Annotated in this window: 23 protein-coding genes; 18 read left to right on the top strand and 5 right to left on the bottom strand. The window is 50.3% G+C overall.

Annotated features, from left to right (window positions below):
• Positions 1–145 precede the first annotated feature (145 nt).
• Positions 146–2,239 carry a methyl-accepting chemotaxis protein gene (locus AC0MA3_RS10640; protein ID WP_474656137.1) on the bottom strand — a complete coding sequence of 698 codons (2,094 nt, stop codon included), beginning with the start codon at positions 2,237–2,239 and terminating at the stop codon, positions 146–148.
• A gap of 314 nt (positions 2,240–2,553) precedes the next feature.
• On the opposite strand from AC0MA3_RS10640, the gene AC0MA3_RS10635 reads away from it, so the two are divergent.
• From AC0MA3_RS10635 to AC0MA3_RS10575, 13 genes are all read left to right on the top strand, one after another.
• Positions 2,554–3,396: a methyl-accepting chemotaxis protein gene (locus tag AC0MA3_RS10635; protein ID WP_379154883.1), complete on the top strand. Its 843-nt coding sequence runs from the start codon at positions 2,554–2,556 to the stop codon at positions 3,394–3,396.
• A gap of 167 nt (positions 3,397–3,563) precedes the next feature.
• Positions 3,564–4,649: a LolA family protein gene (locus AC0MA3_RS10630; RefSeq protein ID WP_474656136.1), complete on the top strand. Its 1,086-nt coding sequence runs from the start codon at positions 3,564–3,566 to the stop codon at positions 4,647–4,649.
• 280 nt (positions 4,650–4,929) lie between these two features.
• Positions 4,930–6,111, top strand: coding sequence for an alanine racemase (gene alr / locus AC0MA3_RS10625; RefSeq protein ID WP_474656135.1), 1,182 nt, complete (start codon positions 4,930–4,932; stop codon positions 6,109–6,111).
• A gap of 213 nt (positions 6,112–6,324) precedes the next feature.
• Positions 6,325–6,606: a CopG family ribbon-helix-helix protein gene (locus AC0MA3_RS10620; RefSeq protein ID WP_025708964.1), complete on the top strand. Its 282-nt coding sequence runs from the start codon at positions 6,325–6,327 to the stop codon at positions 6,604–6,606.
• Positions 6,607–6,609: 3 nt separating this feature from the next.
• A complete protein-coding gene (locus AC0MA3_RS10615; protein WP_019913013.1) occupies positions 6,610–6,960 on the top strand; it encodes a type II toxin-antitoxin system PemK/MazF family toxin in 351 nt (116 codons plus the stop codon).
• Positions 6,961–7,175: 215 nt separating this feature from the next.
• On the top strand, positions 7,176–7,733 hold the full coding sequence (locus tag AC0MA3_RS10610) for a TetR/AcrR family transcriptional regulator (protein ID WP_474656134.1): 558 nt from the start codon (positions 7,176–7,178) through the stop codon (positions 7,731–7,733).
• A 107-nt stretch (positions 7,734–7,840) separates the two neighbouring features.
• The gene (locus AC0MA3_RS10605; RefSeq protein ID WP_474656133.1) at positions 7,841–9,049 is read left to right on the top strand and encodes an MFS transporter; all 1,209 of its coding nucleotides are present in this window, start codon (positions 7,841–7,843) and stop codon (positions 9,047–9,049) included.
• 145 nt (positions 9,050–9,194) lie between these two features.
• Positions 9,195–11,378 (top strand): Tex family protein, encoded by a 2,184-nt coding sequence (locus AC0MA3_RS10600; protein ID WP_474656255.1) that lies wholly within the window; start codon positions 9,195–9,197, stop codon positions 11,376–11,378.
• A 222-nt stretch (positions 11,379–11,600) separates the two neighbouring features.
• Positions 11,601–12,512: a GNAT family N-acetyltransferase gene (locus AC0MA3_RS10595; RefSeq protein WP_474656132.1), complete on the top strand. Its 912-nt coding sequence runs from the start codon at positions 11,601–11,603 to the stop codon at positions 12,510–12,512.
• Between the two features lie 373 nt (positions 12,513–12,885).
• Positions 12,886–13,668, top strand: a complete 783-nt coding sequence (locus AC0MA3_RS10590) for a hypothetical protein (protein ID WP_474656131.1) — start codon at positions 12,886–12,888, stop codon at positions 13,666–13,668.
• A gap of 263 nt (positions 13,669–13,931) precedes the next feature.
• Positions 13,932–14,222, top strand: coding sequence for a hypothetical protein (locus tag AC0MA3_RS10585; protein WP_474656130.1), 291 nt, complete (start codon positions 13,932–13,934; stop codon positions 14,220–14,222).
• 136 nt (positions 14,223–14,358) lie between these two features.
• Positions 14,359–15,141, top strand: coding sequence for an SDR family oxidoreductase (locus AC0MA3_RS10580; protein ID WP_474656129.1), 783 nt, complete (start codon positions 14,359–14,361; stop codon positions 15,139–15,141).
• 183 nt (positions 15,142–15,324) lie between these two features.
• Complete coding sequence (locus AC0MA3_RS10575) at positions 15,325–16,230, top strand: NAD(P)-dependent oxidoreductase (RefSeq protein ID WP_474656128.1); 906 nt, start codon at positions 15,325–15,327, stop codon at positions 16,228–16,230.
• Between the two features lie 30 nt (positions 16,231–16,260).
• Here AC0MA3_RS10575 and AC0MA3_RS10570 read toward each other — a convergent pair whose 3' ends face one another.
• Positions 16,261–16,671, bottom strand: a complete 411-nt coding sequence (locus AC0MA3_RS10570) for a MerR family transcriptional regulator (protein WP_474656127.1) — start codon at positions 16,669–16,671, stop codon at positions 16,261–16,263.
• A 213-nt stretch (positions 16,672–16,884) separates the two neighbouring features.
• Positions 16,885–17,865, bottom strand: a complete 981-nt coding sequence (locus AC0MA3_RS10565) for an S-layer homology domain-containing protein (RefSeq protein WP_474656126.1) — start codon at positions 17,863–17,865, stop codon at positions 16,885–16,887.
• Between the two features lie 330 nt (positions 17,866–18,195).
• Between AC0MA3_RS10565 and AC0MA3_RS10560 the strand changes: the two genes are divergently transcribed.
• The 3 genes from AC0MA3_RS10560 to AC0MA3_RS10550 all read left to right on the top strand — a co-directional run bounded on the left by AC0MA3_RS10560 (position 18,196) and on the right by AC0MA3_RS10550 (position 21,116).
• Positions 18,196–20,175 carry a GTP-binding protein gene (locus tag AC0MA3_RS10560; RefSeq protein ID WP_474656125.1) on the top strand — a complete coding sequence of 660 codons (1,980 nt, stop codon included), beginning with the start codon at positions 18,196–18,198 and terminating at the stop codon, positions 20,173–20,175.
• A gap of 70 nt (positions 20,176–20,245) precedes the next feature.
• On the top strand, positions 20,246–20,512 hold the full coding sequence (locus AC0MA3_RS10555; RefSeq protein ID WP_379154913.1) for a hypothetical protein: 267 nt from the start codon (positions 20,246–20,248) through the stop codon (positions 20,510–20,512).
• A gap of 43 nt (positions 20,513–20,555) precedes the next feature.
• Positions 20,556–21,116 (top strand): histidine phosphatase family protein, encoded by a 561-nt coding sequence (locus AC0MA3_RS10550; RefSeq protein WP_474656124.1) that lies wholly within the window; start codon positions 20,556–20,558, stop codon positions 21,114–21,116.
• 184 nt (positions 21,117–21,300) lie between these two features.
• On the opposite strand, the gene AC0MA3_RS10545 is transcribed toward AC0MA3_RS10550, so the two are convergent.
• A complete protein-coding gene (locus AC0MA3_RS10545; RefSeq protein WP_474656123.1) occupies positions 21,301–21,876 on the bottom strand; it encodes a CGNR zinc finger domain-containing protein in 576 nt (191 codons plus the stop codon).
• A gap of 206 nt (positions 21,877–22,082) precedes the next feature.
• Between AC0MA3_RS10545 and AC0MA3_RS10540 the strand changes: the two genes are divergently transcribed.
• Entirely contained in the window at positions 22,083–22,577 is a 495-nt protein-coding gene (locus AC0MA3_RS10540) for a DinB family protein (protein WP_474656122.1), read from the top strand.
• 142 nt (positions 22,578–22,719) lie between these two features.
• Positions 22,720–22,887 carry a hypothetical protein gene (locus AC0MA3_RS10535; RefSeq protein ID WP_379154925.1) on the top strand — a complete coding sequence of 56 codons (168 nt, stop codon included), beginning with the start codon at positions 22,720–22,722 and terminating at the stop codon, positions 22,885–22,887.
• Between the two features lie 81 nt (positions 22,888–22,968).
• Here AC0MA3_RS10535 and cmpA read toward each other — a convergent pair whose 3' ends face one another.
• Complete coding sequence (gene cmpA, locus AC0MA3_RS10530) at positions 22,969–23,106, bottom strand: cortex morphogenetic protein CmpA (RefSeq protein ID WP_379154928.1); 138 nt, start codon at positions 23,104–23,106, stop codon at positions 22,969–22,971.
• Positions 23,107–23,133: the final 27 nt, after the last annotated feature.

The following is a 23,133-nucleotide window of genomic DNA, read 5'->3' as shown; positions in this document are numbered from 1 at the left end:
TCTTTTTTACTGGTGTACCCGGATAAGCACGACTTCTCCAGCCGGCAAGTCCACACACAAAAGACCCGCAGGGCAGATCACTTTGTCAGAGTGTCATTCTTGCGGGTCACTTTTTATTATTTAGAGAGGGTCTGGTTGTTCGGGGTTACTCTACCCGGAATTTAGAAGCTGCTTCTGCCAGGTTTTTCGTAAGCTGATCAATCGTTCCTACCATCTCTGCCAACTGTTCAACGGTAGAGGACTGCTCCATCATAGTAGCTGTAACTTCTTCCACCGATGCGGATACTTCTTCTCCGGTAGCGGAGAGGCTTTGGGCCGAATCGAGAACGTCATCCTTGTCTTTCTGCATATGGGCCATTTCATCGGCCATGTTTTTAATTTGAACCGTGATATCTGTGATTTTGTCCAAAATGGTCTGGAAAGCTTGTTGAGTCTGTCCTACGAGTTCATCCTGTTCGGCGGAAATCGTATTGATCTGGATCACACTATCATTATTTTCTTCCACAAAGGCAAGGTTTTGTTGGATAATCTCGTAGATTTCGTTCGATTGCTTCGAGCTTTGCTCAGCGAGCTTGCGGATCTCGGATGCCACTACTGCAAAGCCTCTTCCATGCTCTCCGGCTCTTGCCGCTTCAATCGAGGCATTAAGCGCGAGCAGATTGGTCTGAGTCGCAATCTGATTGATGGCTCCTGTAATATTGCTGATGCTGTTAGAGCTGTCCTGAAGTTTGACAGTGATAGCGGAGATTTTCTGGACTTCCTGTTCATTCTTGTCGCTGATCTGGATCAGACCCTCGACGACCTGATTGCTGATCTGGAAGACTTCGACGATTTCTTCTGCTCGCTGTCTGACCGATTGCGCGTTGTCGTTCATTGCAGCAACTTTCTTGCTGAATTCAGAGAACTTATCAACGATATGCTCCGTGTCATTGGACTGCAGCTCCATCGCCTGGGCTATTCCCGTTGAGGTGACGGAGGTTTCATTAATGGAACGGGCGGTCTGCTTGGAGGTCTTCTCAAGCTCATTGGTGCTTGTATTGAGCACTGTAATCGATTGGTTCATATTGGTGATGAGTTCTTTATTTTGCCGGACCATAACATTGAAGCTGTCTGCCAAGTCCTTGAACTCACTTTTATACTTGCCATCTGCCGTCACGGTCAAATCGCCATCCGCCAAAGTTTTGAACAGCGAGGTCAACTTGCCAACAGGTCTCGTGATGGAGCGGGATAACAGTAATCCGAACCCAATCGCAACCAGCAGGGCGATTACGGTTACAATGAATATTTTCATCAGCATATCCTGAATGGGACGTTTGATGTCCTCATAAGAGTCGATCACTGAAACGGACAGATCGGCCTTTGGGATTTTATTGAACCGCAAATACTGGTTGCCATATTCGACCGACCGGGTATCCAGCTCCTTGGTTGCGCGAATATCCAGTAATATTTTGATCCCCGGATTGTTACCGACGCTTTTCCCTATCCTTTTAGGATCGGTCGAGTTGTACAATACAATTCCGCTTCGGCTTATAACCTCTATTTGGCCTTGTCCGTTAATCTTAATATTGCCCAGCTTTTCGAGGAAGAAGCTGCTGTCTACAGTCATTGCCAGAACGCCTAGCGTCTTACCGTCATCTGTTTTGATCGGCTGGGCGAAGACCAACAATAATTTGTTGCTGCTTTTGGATTGAATCGCATCGCTGATAAATGCTTCTCCTTTAATCGTTTTGGAGAAATATTCACGGTCCGATCTGGATTGTCCTATATTCTCGGTTTTTGTTCCTGCCACGATAGTCCCCTGGGAGTCGAGTACGAGCAAGGAGTCACTGCCATTTGCTCCTTTCAGCGTGTCTTGCAGAATCGAATTTGCCTTATTGAAGTAGGGATTCTCTGAAGAAAAAAAGGCTTGATCGGACAAGGTTCCTTGGCTTCTAAGCTCTAGTAGCTGCTTGAAGGTATTATGCACAGAAATTACATAAGAGGTCTGCTCCTGCAGCTGCATCGCAGTCCACAGTCCTTCACCTATGCGGTCGCCATTGGCATTAATTTCATCCCTGCTTTTCCGGAGCAGCAGATCCGATGAGAATAGATATACCGTTACTGAAGTCGCCAAGAGAACGACAGCAACCAGCAAGCTTAATAATACGGGAAGTTTAACTTTTAGAGACATATTGCCTATTTTATTGGATGCTTTGTTTTTGAATATTTTGTTTTTGAATCCTTTGTCGCTGTTCCCCATCTGTTCATTCTCCTCTGTGTTTGATGTAACTTGTAAATGGCTTCGTTACATTATCGGTTCAAAATTTGTTTTAATTTAATGATAATATTTTACATATTCCCTTTCTGATTTTCTGGATATACCGCTTGTCGCTACAATCTAGTTGTAACAAGTATTTATGTAAAAAAAATGATATAAAAATTAAAATATCTGATGTTCTCTGAACCGATCTGGATGGAAGCCATATCTATGGAATTCAAGGTAATATCTAATATAACGTTATTTTTTACTGTGCTATAATGATCAAAAATATTTCCACAGGAGCTGTTGTAGTCATGAAAAACCAAAGTGAAACAGATATCGAACCTTTACTGGAATCTTTGAAAATATCATTGCCGCTGGTGCAGCAGCTATTTCCACTTGATGTAATGTTCGCATTGGCCGATTTGGATAAGTTCATCTATTATCTTCCGGGGACGGAACTGGATATCCGCATCCAAGAGGGCACTCCGGTTCCGCCAAGCGGGGGAATACGGATGGCGCTGGAGACAGGGGAAGCAGTCAGCGCAAACATACCGAAGGAAGTCTACGGATGGCCCTTCAAATCCTCCTCTATGCCGATCAGGGACAGGGACGGGGCAGTTGTTGGAGTGTTCACGATAGGAATCAGCCTTGGCAATCAGGAAACCTTGAGCTCTGCGGCGAACTCACTGGCGGTGACCTCAGAAGAGATCAGTTCCACTTCGGAGGAGATTGCCGGAACCGCCACAGATTTGGCGAGCACAGTAAGCGATTTGAAGGTGCTGGGCCAGAGGGTTGTAGAGGAGCTTCAGAAGACAGACGAGATTCTGGATTTCATCCAGAAGGTAGCAGACAACTCCAACCTGCTGGGCCTTAATGCTTCTATTGAAGCGGCACATGCAGCCGAGCATGGGCGGGGATTCGGCATTGTCGCGCAGGAGATCCGGAAGATGTCCGTATCCAGCGCATCGTCCGCGAAGGACATCGCCGGTATCCTGCAGATGATCAAGAAGAATATTAACCAGATGGATGCCACGCTGATGGATTGTCTGGCGCAAAGTGAGCGTCAGGCTGCAGCGACAGAGGAAATTACCGCCTCCATGCAGCAGCTGGCTGCATCAGCCGTAGAGATTGAGAAGATCGCCCGGCTAATCTGAGGAGAAGAGTATCATGAAGCCCGCGCCTAGCGCGGGTTTTTTAGATTGAAGTCCGGTTGTCCGCGATTATCCCTCATGCTTGTCATGCCTGTCAGCATATTGTAGGCAAGTCCCTCATAGACATGTACTAATCAATGCTTTTCAAAACAGGTTAAGGGGATGATGTCATGCGCCGGATAACATGGGTACTCGCTATCATTATGAGCGTGACCCTGGTGCTTGCGGGGTGCGGGAAGAAGGATGCCGCTTCCGTGGTCAAGGATTTGAACAGTGTGTCTGATAAATTGGAGAGCAAGCAGGGGGCTTACCAGGGTTCAGGCACGATGACGCTGTACACCGGCGAGCAGCCACAGGAGTATAAAGTGGAGGTCTGGTATAAGAATCCTTCTTACTATCGGATCAGCCTGTCGAACGTCCAGAAGGATGTTACGCAAATCGTGCTGCGCAATGATGAGGGCGTATTCGTACTGACACCAAGTCTTGGAAAAAGCTTCCGCTTCCAGAGTGACTGGCCGGACAACCAAGGTCAGGTCTACCTGTACCAGACACTGGTCCGGGGAATTGTCTCTGATAACAACCGCCAGTTTGTGGAGGATGGAGACAATTATGTGTTCGAGGTAGCGGCCAATTATCAGAGCAGCGCACTGGTCCGCCAGAAGATTTGGCTAGCCAAGAAAACCTATGAGCCGAAGCAGGTTCAGGTCTCTGATTCCGAAGCCAAGGTTGTCGTGAACGTGAAATTCGACAGCTTCAAGTTTGATCCGGAATTCACGAAGGATTCTTTTGATATGCAAAAGAATATGGCCACCGGCACGCCATCGGAGAGCACAGTGGCGGAAGTTGACGAGAACGGCAATCCGTTGGCTGTACCGGAGAATAGTGATCCATCAGGGCAGCCGGTTACCGCCGAACTCGGAGATTTCGGTATCATTGAACCGGGATATATTCCTGCAGGTGTCCAGCTTAAGGACTCCAATAAATTGGAGGACAGCAAAGATCATTCAGTACTAATCCGTTATGACGGAACCTACCAGTATACGATTATGGAATCGCGTCCGCTGGACCGTGCCGTCTCGCTGGCTCCGGGCAGTGTGATTGATCTGGGCTTCACAGCAGGTCTCCTCAGCGGTGATGAACAGCAGACACTTACCTGGATGAGCGATGGTATCGAGTACCGGATTACCAGTGCAAATCTTCCGGTTAGCGAAATGATGCAGATTGCCGCTTCTATGGAGGAACAAACGGGTAAGTAAATAGGAGTAGGCGGATACTGCGTATTGTGGGAGTCTTTCCTCTACATGCAGTGTCCGCTTTTTTTTATTATTTCTCGCTGAAACGGTTACCGTTCTTAGAAGGACGTCGCGACCGTTTCCAGAGGTCTGATTAGACGAGGACAGTCCGGCAAGGTTCTGCACTAAGATAGTTCCTGTTACATTGACAGCCGCCTTCCATTAGCATTACCATTGAAGTAAGACATACATTAATGAGATGCTGCAGAGATGTTTTACTACAATGTTAGAAGGTGACCTTGAAGTGCAAGCAAGCTATCGACCTACAGTAGCTGAGATTAATCTCGATGATCTGCGTGCCAATTATGAGGCTTTCCGTAAGGTTCTTCCAGCGGAGACCAAATTCATGGGATGCGTCAAAGGTAATGCGTACGGCCATGGAGCGGTGGAAGTGGCGCGGGAGCTGGAGCGACTCGGAGCGGACTATGTAAGTGTAGCTTTTCTGGATGAGGCATTGGAGCTGCGTGAAGCGGGAATACTAATTCCTATTCTCGTACTCGGCTACACCTCACCGGAAGGAATAGCCGTTGCCTGGAAGAACCATGTAACCGTAACACTATTCACACCGGAGGTGCTGGAGGCAATAAGACAGCTTCCTGCTATACCGGAGCACCGGCTGAAGGTGCACATCAAGATTGACAGCGGGATGGGAAGGCTGGGACTTTTACCGGCTGACGCGCCCGATTTCATCGCTGAAGTGCATGCTGTAGCGCAGGCGGAGCTGGAGGGAATGTTCACACATTTTGCCAAAGCAGATGAAGAAGACAAAAGCTATACACTGTTGCAGCACCGACGGTTCATGAGCGTGGCCGAAACGCTTCGGGACAGAAACATTCACATCCCGATCATACATACGGGCAATAGCGCTACGGCCATTGATACACCTCTTTTATCCAGAAACATGGTGCGTGTAGGCATAAGCTTGTACGGTTTCTACCCCTCTACAGAGGTGAACCGCGAGCTGGTGGCTTTACACCCGGTAATGACGCTGAAGACGCAGGCGGTGTATGTCAAAACCCTGCCGCCCGATTGGGGCATCAGCTACGGCACCCGATACTTCACAGACAGCGAAGAGATCATTGCAACGCTTCCTGTGGGGTATGCTGACGGATATTCCCGCATGCTAACAGGCAAAGCGGAGGTGCTAATACGCGGACGCCGCGTTCCTGTCGTCGGTACCATCTGCATGGACCAGTGTATGGTAACGCTCAAATCTTTCGCTGAAGAAGCGAAACAAATCAAAGCTGGCGAAGAGGTTGTTCTCATCGGCCGCCAGGGCGCCGTGTCGATCACGGCAGATGAACTGGCACTCCATCTTGGAACGATTCACTACGAGGTAATCTGTATGCTGGCCCACCGGGTGCCGCGTGTGTTCATACGCGAAGGCGCTGCTCCTAACCTGGTAAACCCCTTGCATCATTCTTAATGGCCTTACCGTGTTACTCATACTGGAACTGATATAGAAGGAGTAGGTCGTGTTGACTAGTGTGACTTATGGTCTATACGAACCGCCATTTGTAGTTTATAATGGAATGCAGCATACTTGATATACTGGCGGCATATATTCCTTGTATAAAATTCCTTGTATATTGTAACACTGGAACACAAGGGCAGAAGGTTTGTGGGGGTGGAAGAGAAGGTGGCCAATTTGCAGAACACCAAAAGAATCATGATCAGCTTGCCCGATCATCTCTTGCAGGAAGTGGATGGGATCGTCCAATTGGAGAACTCCAACCGGAGTGAATTGATCAGGCAGGCCATGAAGCTGTATCTAAGCGAACGGAGGAAACGGACCATACGCGATTCGATGCAGCGTGGCTATATGGAAATGGCTAAAATCAATTTGACCATGGCATGCGAGGCGTTTCTCGCGGAGGAAGATGCAGACAGTACTCTAGGCCGCTTAGTAAGCGGGGTGTAGATATTGATCGTTAAACGCGGCGACGTTTTTTTTGCCGACCTTTCGCCGGTGGTGGGTTCAGAACAAGGCGGAGTAAGGCCGGTACTGGTCATTCAGAACGACATCGGCAATCGCTTCAGTCCGACAGTCATTGTGGCAGCCATCACTGCCCAGATTCAGAAGGCTAAACTGCCGACTCATGTGGAAATAGATGCGGCTGCTCACGGTTTTGACAGGGATTCTGTCATTTTGCTGGAGCAGGTCCGGACCATTGACAAACAACGCTTGACCGATAAGATCACCCACCTGGATGACGAAACTATGAAATTGGTGGATGATTCGCTGCAAATCAGCCTGGGACTGATTGATTTTTAATCAGGCAGACTATAGATGACCGTTAATGCAGTAAGAGGCACACTCGGGATAACCGGGTGTGCCTCTTTGACTCTATAGGCCTCCAGGCACTTAAGGAGCAGCCATTTTTCACCTTTGAGGCAGCTCTGTGATATAATTAGACCGTACGGTCGGTCTAGAAGGAGGTAATCAGGATTAAAGGACGTTCTGACGGAGAAGAGACGAAGAAACGCATTGTGCAGAAGGCTTCACAGCTGTTTGCGCAAAAAGGGTACGGAGCTGTAACCATGAACGAGGTGTGCTCAGCGGCCCAAGTCAGCAAAGGGAGCCTGTATCATCATTTTCCCAGCAAGGATGAGCTTTTCCTGTACGTTGTGGAAGAGGATACGGAGCAATGGCTGCTCCAGTGGACACAGAAGAAGAGCCACATAAGTAGTGTCGAGGAGCGGTTCTACGCACTTGGCGAGCATTATGCGAATGATTTCCAGAATCCGCTGATCCGGGCGCTTGAGGAATATGCCAGATCTCATTCCCTCTCGGAAGAGGTGCAAGAGCGTCTTGCACGGCTCTATGAATCCGCCTCGGAGGCCTGCCGCAGTCTTCTGCAAGAAGGGATGGACTCCGGGTACCTGGTGAAAGGCAATCTGAACCATTATGTAATTGTAGTGAGCGGCTTGCTGGAAGGGGTCGGCAGAGTCAGTGAGATCATGGCCTCTGCTAAGGCGCCAGAGGATATCATGCAGTATTACCGGGAAGCTATCAGACTGCTTCTGCAAGGTATGCGTGCACGCTAAGATATGGGCACTACGCGGTATTCACCCGTTGGGTGATTTTCTTATGATTTACTTACGGGAACACCAGAGATATCACGAATGGGTTCGGAAATACGGAGGATACGCAAATGACATTATTACTTAGAAACCGGGGCGCGATGCTGCTCCTGATGTTGAATATATTTCTGGCCTTTACAGGGATCGGATTAGTTGTTCCCATTATGCCGACTTACATGAATGAGCTGCATATTGGAGGCAGTGTAGTTGGCTTGCTGGTGGCTGCCTTTTCTCTAACCCAGCTGATACTCTCGCCTTGGGCCGGCGGGCTCTCCGACAGAGTGGGGCGCAAAAAAATTATAGTCTGCGGCTTGGTTGTGTTCGCGCTGTCGGAGCTGCTGTTTGGTCTTGCCGAGTCCAGCTGGCTGCTGTTTGTGTCCAGAATGCTGGGAGGCGCCGGAGCAGCCCTGATCATGCCTGCAGTTATGGCCTATGTGGCGGATACGACCTCCATGGAGGAACGGGCTAAAGGCATGGGGCTGATTAATGCCGCTATTACCACTGGTTTTATTATCGGACCGGGTCTGGGTGGGTACCTGGCTGAGCTTGGCCTTCGTGTCCCTTTCTTCGCCGCTGCTGCGGCAGCGGCCTTCGTGGCAGTAGTGACCTTCTTTGTACTGCCGGAGTCCCGTTCAACCGAGCAGCTTGCCGCAGCCGGGTCCATGGAGGGGAGTAAAGACCGCCTTGTTTCCCAACTGGTGCGTTCCTACCGGGAACCCTATTTTTTCGGTTTGCTGATTGTTTTCGTGCTTTCCTTCGGACTTGCTAATTATGAGACGGTATTCGGATTGTTTGTGGACCGCAAGTTCGGGTTCACGCCGAAGGATATCGCTTTTGTCCTCACCTTTGGTTCGATTTCGGGAGCTGTTATTCAGGTTACGGCCTTCAGTTGGATTTTGAAGCGTTTTGGTGAAAACAAGGTCATTTCGGCCTCTCTGCTGGCCTCAGGGCTGTTCATCTTTCTGACCTTGTTTGTTCAGGGCTACTGGGCGATCGTCACTGTAACCTTCATTGTGTTTCTGGCCATGGATATTTTGCGTCCTGCTGTCGGCACACAGCTCTCCAAAATGGCTGTGGAATCACAGCAGGGCTTCGTGATGGGCATGAATTCTGCCTATACCAGTCTCGGCAATATTGCCGGACCGATTGTAGCAGGCGTCCTGTTTGACCTGGATATTAACTTTCCCTACGCGGTGGCTGCGCTTGTACTCGTACTCTGCTTTTTAATGTCGCTTACTTCAAGAAAACGGATGAGCCGCCCGGGTCTCCAAGGAAAATAACGGGCATGGGCTTCTCCTGCATTTTGGCGCGGGGCTAATCTGTGATACTATTTCAGGGAGATCATATGAACACAGATCGTGTACGGAAAGAGGGATTTCATTGACAGTGGATACAAATCAAGGGGGTCCGGCGGCTGAAGAAGCGCTGGCCCGCCAGGAGCAGGAAACGATCACGCAGGCGATTGCCAAAGAGCTTGGCATCAGTGTGAAGCAGGTGCGAACAACGGTGGGGCTGCTGGATGAAGGGAATACGATCCCTTTTATCGCCCGGTATCGTAAGGAAATGACCGGCGAGCTGGACGAGAACGTGCTGCGTGATATTGAAGAACGGCTGAGTTATCTGCGCAATCTGGGGGATCGTAAGAAGGATGTCCTCCGCGCCATTGAGGAGCAGGGCAAGCTGACGAAGGAGCTACAGGAACAGATTCTCAAGGCAGTGAAGCTGCAGGAAGTGGAGGATCTGTACCGCCCGTTCCGCCAGAAACGCAAGACGCGAGCCAGTGTCGCGAAGGAAAAAGGACTGGAACCGCTGGCTGACTGGATTATGGAGCAGCGCCGCCAGGGTAACCCCTTAGAGGAAGCTGCGAAATATATAGATGTGGACAAAGGTGTGGAAAGTGCCGAGCTGGCGCTCCAGGGCGCGATGGATATCATAGCGGAGAACATTGCCGATGATCCCGCAATCCGTTCCTGGGTCCGCCAGTATACAGCCAGTCAAGGCATGCTGGTCTCGGAAGCAAAGGATGCAGAGCAGGAGAGCGTCTACGAGAATTACTATAATTACCGTGAACCGGTACATAAAATGCCGCCACACCGCATTCTCGCTATCAACCGCGGCGAGCGGGAGAATGTGCTGAAAGTCGGTATAGAGGTGACTGCCGACAAGATTCATGCTTTTATCCAGCGGAAGCTGATTAAGGGGCCGTCACCGGTCAAAGACCTGCTGGAAGCAGTGACCGAGGATGCCTACAAGCGGCTGCTCGCACCTTCCGTGGAGCGCGAGGTGCGCGGGGAGATGACGGAAAAGGGGGAGACGCAAGCGATTTCCATCTTCTCCGGAAATCTGCGCAGCCTTCTGCTGCAGCCGCCGGTGAAGGGTCGAAACGTTCTCGGCGTCGACCCGGCCTACCGTACCGGCTGCAAGCTGGCCGTGGTGGATGACACCGGCAAGCTGCTGGAGGTGGCAGTCACTTATCCGACGCCGCCGAACAACAAGAAGAAAGAGGCGGCGGCGAAGTTCAAAGAGCTGATTGCCAAATATGGCATACAGCTCATAGTGATCGGCAACGGCACCGGCTCGCGGGAGACGGAGCAGTTCACCGCCGAGGTCATCGCAGAGATCGGCGATCCGGAGCTGGCGTACCTCATTGTCAATGAGGCCGGAGCCAGTGTGTATTCCGCCTCCAAGCTGGCGCAGGAGGAGTTCCCGGATCTGGATGTGGCGGAGCGCAGCGCCGCCTCCATCGCCCGCCGCGTGCAGGACCCGCTCGCGGAGCTGGTGAAGATCGATCCGAAGGCGATTGGTGTGGGGCAGTATCAGCATGACGTCTCCCAGAAGCATCTGGAGGAGAGTCTTAAGGGAGTGGTGGAATCGGCAGTTAACCATGTCGGTGTTGACGTGAATACCGCTTCCGCTTCCCTGCTGTCTTATGTCGCAGGGATCAATGCGACGATTGCCAAGAATATTGTGAAATTCCGTGAGGAGAACGGTAAGTTCACCACACGCAAGCAGCTGCAGAAGGTGCCGCGCCTTGGTGCCAAGTCCTATGAGCAGTGCATCGGATTCCTGCGCATTCCCGGCGGTGACAATACGCTGGACCGGACGCCCATTCACCCGGAATCCTATCCGGTGGTGGACCGTCTGTTCCGCGAGCTGGGGCTCGAAGTCTCCTCGCTTGGCAGCAAGGAGGTCGCTTCCCAGCTTGAATCGCAGGATGCCGCCGAGCTGGCCGTGAAGCTTGAAGTCGGCGTGCCTACGCTGCGCGACATCCTGGAGAGCCTGCAGCGTCCGGGCCGCGATCCGCGTGAGGAGCTGCCGCTGCCGATCTTCCGCACGGATGTGCTGAAGATCGAGGATCTGGTTCCCGGCATGGAGATGCAGGGAACCGTACGTAACGTAATCGATTTCGGCGCCTTTGTCGATATTGGCATTAAGAACGACGGGCTGGTGCATATTTCCCAGCTGAGCGGGAGCTTTGTGAAGCATCCAATGGATGTGGTCTCCATTGGAGACAACGTTACCGTATGGGTAATGGGTGTCGACCTGAAAAAAGGCCGTGTCAGCCTGACCATGCGTCCGCCGCGTGACAATACCGGAGGCGCGAAGTAAACGGTACAGCCAGCCATCGGCTTCGGAATTCGAAGCCGATGGCTTTTTTACTCTCAAATCCACACGGAGGCGTCCCTGCAGGAACTACTATAATAATGCAAGCTTCACTAGAGAAAACCTGCCAGCTCTTGGTACTGAATAGGTATATTCATTTTTTAGCTGTCTGTACTTTTTTTACCATGCTATAATTTGGAATAATCTAGAAGAAGGCAGGGGACATTATTGAATGAATATGTGATTCGGAACTTTAACCAGGATGACATGCCGGCGCTGGGAGAATTATACCAGGCGGTAACCTCAGGGGGTCCTGTGATGTTCTGGTGGGTAGGGGAAGAAGAGAACTATCCGAATGTGTTTTGTGCTTTTGAAGGACAACAGATGGTTGCCAAAGGGCAGATTGCGGTATTTAATATTATCGCACCCGAATGTGTGCCGGAGAGCAAGCACAAGATCTTCATTAATTTGCGGGTTTGGCCGGGCAGGGAAGACGATGTGGAGCTGCTGAATAGCGTGCATGAGTGTTTGCTGGCCCGGGCCTATGAGCTCAAGGCGACGTTGCCGGGCAGCCATGGAACCATACTATGTGTTGGAAACTACGTGGTGGAAGAGAGCTACAACCGTTATTTTCAGCAGCAGCAGGAGTATCAGTATTTACACAGCTTATATACCCTGAAGCGTCACTTGACTGAGCCTGTTGTGGAGCTGCCGCTCCCTGATGGACTGGAGTTCATGCATTGGCGTATGGAAACCCCCGAGGAGCAGACACAGTATATGCAGCTGGAAGCTGAGGTGTGGCCGGATGCTCCGATTGGAGCAAATCGTCTTGCCGAGCATCGCGGGCATCCGCTATGGACCGCCATCACCGTGCGTGAAGCAGGAACGATAGTTGGCAGTGTGATGGCCTGGCAGGAAGACGAGGGTGGCATTGTTGAAGATGTGTTTGTCCGGGAAGCCTGGAGAAGACGGGGGATTGCCCGATTTTTGCTCAGTGAAGCCTTGAAATATTTGAAAGGTCATGGGCTTGAAACCGCATCGTTGGTAACCGGAACCGATAACCGCTCCGCCCAGGCTCTGTATCATTCTGCCGGTTTCCGTACAGAGAGCGAAGAAACCAGATATTACATAGAGCTGTAGAGCTATAGAGCTGTAGACTTCTGCTTGGAAAGCCGCATTTAGCGCGTTATGTCTACTATTGATCACAACCTTCTGGACCTCACAGATATTGCCTGTGAGATCTAGAAGGTTTTCTTTTGGTTCGCTGTACAATATTCGTCCGATCATCCATATGGGCCCCCTGATGATTCAGAAGACAACTCTATAACCAGTGACAATCAGCTTGTCGGTACCTCTTTTATCGAAAAGGCTGTCCTCCCTCGCGGAACGGGTAATAATACTTAATATATCTTTCGTGCTGAACCTTTCAGCGAGTTGTGCATCTGCACTTGCAACTTTTTCCATTTAAATACGTCTTTATAAACAGAACCATAGCAGCATGAGGAGGGAATTCATGAAGAAGAATACTGTGCGAATATTCGGACGCTCTGCGCTAGCCGCTGTTCTATTAGTCTTATCAGCGTGTAATGCAGCACCTGAAGCCGGTCCGGATGCTACACTGGCACCTGAGCAGGCCCAGGTGTCCCCGTCGGCGGATGCATCACCGTCCCCAACGCAGGCCGCAACGCCTTCCGCATCCCCGTCCGCATCCCCGTCCGCATCCCCACTCTCTTCGGAACCGGCAGAAAGTCAGCAGCCGCAGGCTTCGGATGCCCCCGAGGAAGGAATGCCGCCTACCGCCGAGGAAGCGGCTGTAACGGTGGTAAGAGCCCTGAAGGCAGGAAATATGGAGACTATAGCATCCTGGGCTCACCCGGACAAAGGCGTCCGGTTCTCACCTTACGCTTATGTTGATACAGCAACCGACCTGGTATTTACCCGGGATCAGCTGAAGGGTCTGATGAAAGACCCCAAGCCTTATGTATGGCGTGAATACGCCGGAACAGGGGAAATAATAAAGCTAACCTTTGCGGAGTACTTCAAGCGCTTTGTATATGATGCGGACTTCTTGAATAAGGCCGAAACCGCGCTCAACAAAGGATTGGGACAAGGGACGACGCTGAATAATATTAATGAGGTCTATCCCAAGGATCGTTACGACTTCGTGGAATATCATATTGCGGGTATTGATCCCGCACATGAAGGAATGGACTGGCGCAGCCTGCGCCTGGTATTCGAGAAGATGGGGCAGGATCACGCGCTGGTTGGTATCGTTCATGATCAATGGACACCTTGACGGGAAGAGGGACGCAGGTAGTCAGGCTTGTACTGTAAAAGAGATACACCGCTGAAAATAGCGGATGTATTGTAAATAGACGCATGCCAATCAACCCGTGGCTGCGTCTTTTTTTATACTGTCAGAAGAAAACAGGAAACGTTCTTGAAAGGTTGCGCAAGCAACCGTTTAATACGTTAACGGGCAGGATAGCGCAACTTTGTAGCCTCTAACTCGTATACATGGATGCATGGTGAAATATCCATTTTATGGGGGCGTTAGTGTTGAACACATTTAATAAAGTCATTGTGCAATTTTTACTAGCTATCTCAGTAGTCGTAATAATCGTGGGTTATATACAATTAAATAACTCTGTTGTATGGGGTACTGAAAAAGTGAGTGAATATATGATTGAGAAAATGCAGGGCAGTATGGATACAGAACAGTACAATATCATGTTGCAAGGGTTTATAGAACAAATTAAGTGGAGTGGAAGCATTCTATTAGGACTTGGTGGGATTCTATTTATAACCTGCATGGCTTTAGTTCTGAATAAGCGTTCAGGATTGAACTAACGGGGAAACTATAGCTCAACAACACATGAGGCAGCCGACAAGTAAATTGGCTGCCTTCTCTGCGCTAAAGGGCAGATTTGCACAACAATTACCGCAGTTTAATTTAACTTCAAAACAAAAAGGAGAGAATAAACCTATGAATACTACACCTGGCAAATTAACAGGTCGAATCGCAATAGTAACAGGTGCAAGTCGAAGCATAGGGATTGGTGCGGCAGTGTGCAAAGAATTGGCCTATCTAGGTGCTGATGTATTTTTTACACACTGGGTTAGTTACGACCAACAGATGTCATGGGGTAGTAATAGCGAGGAGCAAGAGCAACTATGTGAGGAAATACGTTCCATGGGCGTTCGTTGCGAACACCTAAGGATAGATCTATCTGTACCTGAAAGTTTTGTGGATTTATTAAATAACGTTGAGCAGAAGCTAGGAGCACCTTCCATTCTTGTCAATAATGCTTGTTATTCGGTTAACGATGACTTAACCACGATTACCCCAGAGTCTTTGGATGCACACTATGCAATTAATGTTAGGGCGGTAACTATGCTTAGTGTGGAATTCGCTAGACGATTTACACAATCGCCAGGTGGCCGAATTATTAATATGACCTCGGGTCAATCACTAGGTCCCATGGCTGGTGAAATATCTTATGCTACGACGAAAGGGGCAATTGATGCTTTCACACGCACTTTTGCAGCAGAGGTGGGACCCAAAGGCATCACCGTAAATGCGATAAATCCTGGCCCCACAGACACCGGCTGGATGACTCCTGACCTACGACAGCAGCTATCTAAGCAATTTGTAACAGGAAGAGTAGGATTGCCTAAGGATGCAGCTCGTCTGGTCGCATTCTTAGCCACCGATGATGGGGAGTGGATTACTGGCCAAGTATTACATTCTACGGGAGGGTTCAACTAACGGGGAACGTTAGCTGAATAATGACACGATGGCAGCCGATCATGACGATCGGCTGCTTTTGTTGAACTAAAGGGCAGTTTAGTATAGCGAAATACACACGTAAATTTTTTATCAAAAATAGAAGTTGACTTTGACACAGTGTCAATCTTTTAAGATAAGGGGGAAAGGAGATGAGATATTCGAATGAAAGAAAATGATTGGAACATAACGAATGTTGACCACCCGCCAGTAAGCGTTATCGGCTTAGGTATGATGGGTTCGGCTCTTGCCCAAGCGTTCCTGAAGCAAGGACGTCAGACGACCGTCTGGAATCGTACAGTAGGCAAAGCTGAAGCGCTTATGAAACAGGGGGCGAAGGTCGCGAGCACAGTGAGTGAAGCCTTTGCAGCGAGTCCGATGGTGGTGATCTGCGTGCTGGATTATGTTGCTGTACAAGAGATTCTTAAGGAGGCGGGCAAGATGTTGGCCGGCCGGGCAATCGTAAACCTCACCAACGGCACCCCGGCGGGGGCCCGTCAGACAGCCGCTTGGGTAGCGGCCCGGGGGGCTGAGTATCTGGACGGCGGAATCATGGCTGTTCCACAAATGATCGGCACATCTGGTGCACTTGTGCTGTACAGCGGCTCTGAAAAGGTATTTCAAACCTTCCAACCGACGCTGAAGGAGCTCGGGACTTTGAATTATCTTGGCGAAGACCCCGGTTTAGCACCTCTATATGATTTGGCGCTGTTAAGCGCCATGTATGGGATGTTTGGTGGTTTCTTCCATGCTGCGGCCATGATCCGTTCGGCACAGATCAAAGCGGAAGCGTTCACGGGGTTTGTGGTCCCTTGGCTCCAAGCCATGTCGGCCTCGCTGCCCCTGATGGCACAGGCGATTGATACAGAAAATCATCAAACGGACGTATCAAGCCTGACTATCAACCAGATGGCTTTTGCAAATTTCGTCGACGTCTGCCGAGAGCTGGGAATCAGCAACGAGCTTATGACGCCAATTCAAGGGCTGATCAATCGCGGTGTTGCGGAAGGCCATGGTACCGATGGTCTTTCAAGGTTAGTGGAGCTTATCCGGAATCCGGGTTCGGTTTGAACGATTGCCCACAATACAATATTTATGAATTTAACGCTTACTTATTTGATCGGCGGAACCGATCGCCGTGCTTAGCATCGTTTTCTGGAGTCTCATTTGTTCAATACGTTGTTCCAGTTTTCGTTGTACAGTAGTCATCGTTTGAATTTGATGGACGATCTCTGAGTGTTTATCCTCATAGACTGCGAGCATTTCCTCGCAGAACTCATCGCTGTCGTAAACAGCGTAATTATCATGGCACTCCAAAATTTCAAGTATTTCCTTCGTTGACATACCGAGTTCTAAATAAATTTGTATGGTTTTGATTCGCTTGACGTCAGCCTCGTCGAATTCTCGATAATCATTATCTAAACGCCTTGCAGTCAGTAGCTTTTTCTTCTCGTAATATCTGATCGATCTAGGGCTAACCCCCGTCGCTTTGGATAGCTGGCTTATTTTCATGAGATCGCCCCTTTCTATTGAATTGCTACAAATCCAATTATATATTATCATCACGGATCCGATGTATCTAGGACTCTGGGGACCTCGCATGGACAACGTTTTCAAACCGATGGTAGTCACCGTTTACAGTTCCGAAGTTAACGGGAGGAATACACTTCTCCACACCCAAAAGTCCGCATTCCTTGAGGGAATGCGGACTTTTTTTAGGCATGCTCAGCGTGTAATATCTGAGCCAGAGGGAGAAGGATTGGCTGTCAGTGACTGGGCTGTTGCGGTATAGCCTTCCGGCAGATACGTTACGGCAGTGCCCTTGGAGATAACCATTGGGTACATTTTGCCTGGTGCCGGTTTGGTTACGCTGAAATAGATGACCGCTGTTTTGTTCTGGCCGAATTCAATCCGGTTAATGGTCAGCCCATACCCCGGGTTCGGCAGATTGCTCACGGTTACCGTGGCTTTGTTGACGCCATCGCCGGCTTTTTCCAGGCTTACCGATCCTTCATACATCTGGGAAGGAGCCGTGGTGCTGTCATCCGGAGTGATCACCGTCCGGGCAAACTCCGCAGCGTCATAGATCCAGACAGCGGCTTCAGAACGGGTCACGGCATCATTGGGACGGAAGGTATTGTTCTTCTCCAGGGTCACCAGATGGGTATTCACCAGAATCTGCAGGCTGTTCATTTCTGCATTGGACAGCTTGCCACCATCCGAGATATTGGAATACATCAGGGTGACCGGGAAATCTCCTTTGCTCTGCAAGGCCTGAGTCAGCAGATGGGCGAACTGGATGCGTGTCATCGCAGCATTCGGATCAACCGACGGGTCCAGGGTCAGGCCGTTTTGCTTCGCAATCAGGAACGCTGAAGCATACCAGGCCTTATCTTTTACTTTGTCAAAGTAGGTACTAGCTGTAGCAGTGCTGCTGCCGGTCGATGGCTGCGGGGACAACTGCAGGCCGTTTACGATAAACTGGATACCTTGGGCAAAGGTAACCTTCGATTTGGGCGCAAATCTGTCCGTTGTCACTCCATTCACAACTCCTTTGTGATGCAGTGCGTTGATTTTGGACTCAGCAGGATCTCCATGTAAATCGGAAAAAGCAAAAGCGGATACTCCAAAAGATAGGCTTGCTGCCAGAATGCCGCACGCTATAGTCATTTTTTTCGCGCTCATCTGGAAAAGTTGTTTGTTCATTGTGCATCACCTCTTATCCTCTTAGATGGCAGAAACATGAGAAATGTTGCAGATTCACTCCAAAAAAATGAAATTCATTCTCCTAAGCTGAAGTAGGGCAGACTTCACTTCGTTCTCATCATCGCTTTTACAGATAGGATCTCCAAGTATTGCGTCTCCAATGATTGCTAGCATGCTTCAGTAAGTAATACCCTATGCCTCTGGTATGAACCAATCTGTTGGGTCGAAGTGGGACGGCTGGTTCAGGATTGAACAAAAGCGCCACTTCGCTGTACACTTAAGAATGATAGCGCTATTACAATAATTTCAGCTCTTGACAGGAGAACATAGATGATTCAGCAGCAGGGAATGGAACGGATCAATGTGGGGATTTTTGCCCATGTCGATGCGGGGAAGACAACTACTACGGAGCATATTCTTTTTGAGAGCGGCCGTATTAAAGCTGTGGGTAGTGTGGATAGCGGAACGGCGTTGACCGATTCCATGGATGTGGAGCGCCAGCGGGGGATTTCTGTGCGTGCAGCCTTGGCATCGTTCGAATGGCGGGGTGTGCAGATGAATCTGGTCGATACCCCGGGGCATGTAGATTTCCTGTCCGAGGTGGAGCGGAGCTTACGGGTGATGGATTGTGCCGTACTTATTCTGTCGGCGGTCGAAGGCGTACAGGCCCAGAGCGAGATGATCTGGAATGCGCTGCGCAAGCTGGGGATTCCGACGCTGATTTTTATGAACAAAATGGACCGGGTCAGCGCAGACCCTGAAGCTGTGCTGGCCCAGGCGCGAACGTATCTTTCCGGTGATATCCTACCGGTCCAGCAGGCTTTCGGTCAAGAACAGGAATATGCCGGTGCTGTGGATTTATGGGCAGAAGAGGCTGGCCCTGCGGCACGGACGGAACTGCTCGAAGCGCTGGCTGAACGGGACGAGGAGCTGCTGGAGGTATATATGTCAGGTGCTCCGCTTGATATGACAGCCTGGAAGAAACAGCTGATCGCCAAGACAACCTCCGGTAAGCTGTTCCCGCTCGTCTACGGTGTAGCTGCCAAAGGTCTTGGCATCACGCAGCTGCTTGATGCGATGACCGATTATTTTCCCCGTGCCGGAGGAAATCCGGAATTGCCGGTGTCCGGCATTGTGTACAACATTCAGCGTGACAAAAGCATGGGCCGTATGGCGTTTGTCCGTCTCTATCAAGGTACAATCCGCAACCGGGATACGGTGATGAATTATTCGCAGGATGTTCAGGGCAAGGTGACACAGATCCGCAAAGTGGAAGGAGGGCGCACGGAGGATGTTGGCGCACTGGAGGCCGGGGATATCGCCGTAGTCTATGGGTTGTCCGGGGTCAGAATCGGTGATGTGCTCGGACTTCCGGATGCGATTCCGCAGGAAGCCAAGCTGGCTGTCCCGCTGCTTACGGTGCGTGTGCATTGGGAGGCAGATGTAGAGGAGCATAAGGTCATCGGAGCCTTCCAGGAACTGGCTGACGAAGATCCGCTGCTCGATACCCAGTGGCTGCAGGAGGAGCGGGAGCTGCATATTAAGGTTATGGGACCGATCCAGCTGGAGATTCTGGATAGTGTACTGGACAGTCGTTACGGCCTGAAGGTCACCTTCGGCCAGCCGTCCGTCATCTACAAGGAGACGCCTGCCCGTGTGGGCGAAGGCTATGTCGCTTACCTGATGCCGAAGCCGTGCTGGGCCATTTTGCGGTTCCTTATTGAGCCAGGTCCGCCGGGAAGCGGCCTCCAATATGAATCGCTGGTCCGCAGCTCCGATCTGCTGCCGCAGTACCAGAACGAAACAGCCCGCCGTGTCCCGGAAGCACTGATGCAGGGGTTATACGGCTGGGAGGTTACCGACCTTAAAGTAACGCTGACTGAAGGGCAGCATCATGTGTGGCATACGCATCCGCTGGATTTTGCGGTGGCTACGCCTATGGCTATCATGGACGGGCTGAACCGGGTTGGCACCAAGCTGCTGGAACCGATTCTCCAGGTCCGCATCGTCGTCCCCGAAGAGAATGGCGGCCGTGTCATGAATGACCTTGTGCAGATGCGCGGCACATTCGAACCGCCAGTCCTCCAGGGCGAGCGGATGATCATCGAAGGACGACTCCCGCTGGCAACCTCGCTCGATTATCCGGTGAGTCTCAGCTCTTACACGAAGGGGCGCAGCACATTCACTTCTTTTTTTGCCGGCTACGAGGAATGCCCTCCAGACGTCAGAGCCGAGCGCACCCGCCGGGGCGTGAATCCGCTTGACCAGGCCAGATATATTCTAAGCGTGCGCAAGGCGCTGCAGGGGTAGACGCGAACGCTGGAATGTTATCCGGAATTCGCCGATATAATGAGGTACCTTAACAAGCGGAGGAGTGCAGATGATCATATGGGCAACGCTTTTTGCAATCATAGCTGCTGTGATTTTACCCGTCTTTCTAGGTTCTTATGGTATTTTGCTGCTGTTCGCAGTCGTGTTTGGCATGGTGATGAGCATCTATGTCAGGACCAAAGAGATTCACTCAGATGTGCAGCGGATCAAAGAAAAGCTGGGGATCACGGACGAAGGGGATACGGGTCTGAGCAACGAGGAAATAGAGGCGGAGCTGGAGCGTGAGTATTTAAATCAAGGGAAACCGCTAGATTAGTAGGTAGTGCTGGCAGAATAGATCTTGTTATGGAGGCTGTAAAGTGACGACAACCATTTATTTGATCCGCCATGCGGAATCATTATATACAGAAGGCCAAGAGCGGGAAAGAGGATTGTCCGAACAAGGAAAGGCCGATGCGGAACGCGTCAGATCTATTTTGCAAAAGGAATCAATAGATCTGTTTGTCTCCAGTCCATATGAACGGGCCATTCAGACGATCCAGCCATTGGCTGATGAGAAGCAGAAGGAGATCGTTCGGATTGAAGGGCTACGGGAACGGACGATTGGGAATATAGCAGGTGTGAGCTTTGTGGAGGCCAAACGGAGCGTGTATCAGGATTTTACAGCTGCTTTTGAAGGTGGTGAGTCCAGTGCCGAAGCGCAGGCCAGGGCTGCTGGAGAGCTTAAGCTTTTATTGGAAAAGTATGAAGGAAGCACACTTGCTGTCGGCACACATGGTGACATTATGACCCTGATGTTGAATGATTTTGACACGCGGTACGGATATGAATTTTGGCAATCCACGACGATGCCAGATATTTACCGGCTGGAGTTAGAGGACGGGGAGCTTGTCCGGGTAACGAGGATGTGGGAGGACTAGTCCTTGTAATGAGCCGGGATCCATCATAACCTCCAAAAACGTTCAGTAAGCGGACACCAGGCTCTATGCAGCGAAAATACCAGGCCAAAAGGGATGCCCCCCGGTTTATCCACCGTGTACATAGCCGCTGATTCCCCCGACAAAGAATCTGGGCTGCGCAGCCTAGAACGTTCAGTTCCTAACGTCATTCAGTCCTGGTGTCGCCTCCGGCGTCCGCCTTCTTACGTGCCCGGAAACGACGGACCTTCATCAGATTACCGCACATTTTATCGTCGCAATAGCGCTTCGAGCGGTTACGGGTATCATCATAATAGACCCATAGGCAATCAGGATTCTCGCATACGCGGATGCGTGAGTGTTCCTTCTCCATAAGCACAGCGGCAAAAGATGACGCAATCTCGGCCATCACCTGTGCCCAATCCGCACGCTGTGGCACAAGAGAGAGGTGCGCCAGGCCAGCATCATTCCAGACGATCTGCCGAATGGCCGGCCCTTTGTTCATATATCCATTTAGCTGTTCCAGCAAAGCACGGTCTACTGTATCTTCATAGACTACCTTCTGCACCCCTGCCCACAGGAGGCTCCTTAGCTGCTGCAATTGATCCAGCTCTGCAGGCTTAAGCGGCAGTTCTGCCTGAAGGGAATGACGCTTAAGCCATGAAGCCAGCCATTCCTCATCCATCAGCCTATCCTTGTCGCCGCCACGGTTGCTTGTCCGCCAATCCCGCCAATAGCTGTTAATGAAATCGTCCCACAGCACCTCTGATCCATCCTTCCAGACCATCCATTTTTCATTGATTGTAACAGTTAAAATATAAATTTGCTAGTTACTTGATCCGTGGCTGAGAATATGCTACATTTTCAATGTAACCATTATACGTGTATTTAAGTCGTTACCTTTTGGGCGGAGATGTTCAGGAAAGCCAAGCTCTACACAGACTATATGGATGTTATAGGAGGTAAAACATGCAGAATAAGATTAGTGATGTTTTGCTGGAAAATTGGGATTATGTGATGGATATCGAGGATTGGGCGCCGCCGCTTAGCGCAGCACTGGAAGGTGTGACCAGCGAGCAGGCCATCTGGAAGCCGCAAGGAGTTGCAGGTAACTCCATCTGGGAGACGGTCAACCATCTAACCTATTACAAGGAGCGTCTTCTGAATAAGCTAAAAGGGTTGCCGAACCCGTCTGACGCCGGGAGCAATGATGACACTTTTACAGTTGCAGACAGCGGGGAAGAAGCTTGGGGGCAGGCGGTAGCCAAGCTGAAGAAGATTCACGCTTCGCTGCGGGAAGTGATTGAGGCGCTGGAGGAAGGCGCATATGAATGGGGAGGTTCCGGGCATGCTCCAGGTGAAGAAGTGATGAGTCTGATTCTTCATGATTCCTATCACACCGGCCAGATTGTGCTGGTCCGTAAGTTGCAGGGCTCCTGGCCGTCGAACCGTAGTTTCAACTAAACATACAAGGTGCCACATGAAGCCGCAACTCCGGTTCTCCGTGATTATGGAGAGAACCCGGGGCTGCGGCTGTTTGTTTCAAGCAGGAAAGAGGTGGGGTAATGGATGCTATCAACAAGAGATTCGAAAGGAGAGATTGATGATGGAACCGAATACTAGAGATAGAAGTGTTGAAGTGGAACGCACTGAGGTGCATAAAAAATCGGATTCCAGCCTTGTCGCTTCGACCTTTATCAAATATGCCGCTTATATTATTATCATCTTTGGAATATTGTTCTTCCTGGTTAAATATGTATTCCCGATGTTCTAGAAGATTTCAGATAAGCCATTCCTAAGTCAAAACCCATCCCGTAACTTCTGGGGATGGGTTTTGTTTGAATCATCCATGTACCTATAACTCACGCTGAATAGAATCACGGGATTCGGCGGAATTGCGGTAAAAAAACCAGCATTCGTTCAGCAGTTTAATCTGACGCCGGTCTTTTTTATAATAGGCCTTCATGAGCTGATGGCAGAGCCACTGCGGCATGAGTACCCCTCCTCTGCATGCTAACGT

Source organism: Paenibacillus sp. LS-5, assembly GCF_056121505.1.
Note: the sequence above shows the minus strand (reverse complement) of the source record. Positions and strands in the feature narration are given on the sequence as shown.

Excerpts from the sequence above, each read along its gene's own strand:
- AC0MA3_RS10640 (WP_474656137.1), bottom strand. The coding sequence starts at position 2,239 with ATGGGGAACAGCGACAAAGGATTCAAAAACAAAATATTCAAAAACAAA.
- AC0MA3_RS10635 (WP_379154883.1), top strand. The coding sequence starts at position 2,554 with ATGAAAAACCAAAGTGAAACAGATATCGAACCTTTACTGGAATCTTTG.
- AC0MA3_RS10630 (WP_474656136.1), top strand. The coding sequence starts at position 3,564 with ATGCGCCGGATAACATGGGTACTCGCTATCATTATGAGCGTGACCCTG.
- AC0MA3_RS10605 (WP_474656133.1), top strand. The coding sequence starts at position 7,841 with ATGACATTATTACTTAGAAACCGGGGCGCGATGCTGCTCCTGATGTTG.
- AC0MA3_RS10590 (WP_474656131.1), top strand. The coding sequence starts at position 12,886 with ATGAAGAAGAATACTGTGCGAATATTCGGACGCTCTGCGCTAGCCGCT.
- AC0MA3_RS10580 (WP_474656129.1), top strand. The coding sequence starts at position 14,359 with ATGAATACTACACCTGGCAAATTAACAGGTCGAATCGCAATAGTAACA.
- AC0MA3_RS10575 (WP_474656128.1), top strand. The coding sequence starts at position 15,325 with ATGAAAGAAAATGATTGGAACATAACGAATGTTGACCACCCGCCAGTA.
- AC0MA3_RS10570 (WP_474656127.1), bottom strand. The coding sequence starts at position 16,671 with ATGAAAATAAGCCAGCTATCCAAAGCGACGGGGGTTAGCCCTAGATCG.
- AC0MA3_RS10565 (WP_474656126.1), bottom strand. The coding sequence starts at position 17,865 with ATGAACAAACAACTTTTCCAGATGAGCGCGAAAAAAATGACTATAGCG.
- AC0MA3_RS10560 (WP_474656125.1), top strand. The coding sequence starts at position 18,196 with ATGATTCAGCAGCAGGGAATGGAACGGATCAATGTGGGGATTTTTGCC.
- AC0MA3_RS10555 (WP_379154913.1), top strand. The coding sequence starts at position 20,246 with ATGATCATATGGGCAACGCTTTTTGCAATCATAGCTGCTGTGATTTTA.
- AC0MA3_RS10540 (WP_474656122.1), top strand. The coding sequence starts at position 22,083 with ATGCAGAATAAGATTAGTGATGTTTTGCTGGAAAATTGGGATTATGTG.
- AC0MA3_RS10535 (WP_379154925.1), top strand. The coding sequence starts at position 22,720 with ATGGAACCGAATACTAGAGATAGAAGTGTTGAAGTGGAACGCACTGAG.
- cmpA (WP_379154928.1), bottom strand. The coding sequence starts at position 23,106 with ATGCCGCAGTGGCTCTGCCATCAGCTCATGAAGGCCTATTATAAAAAA.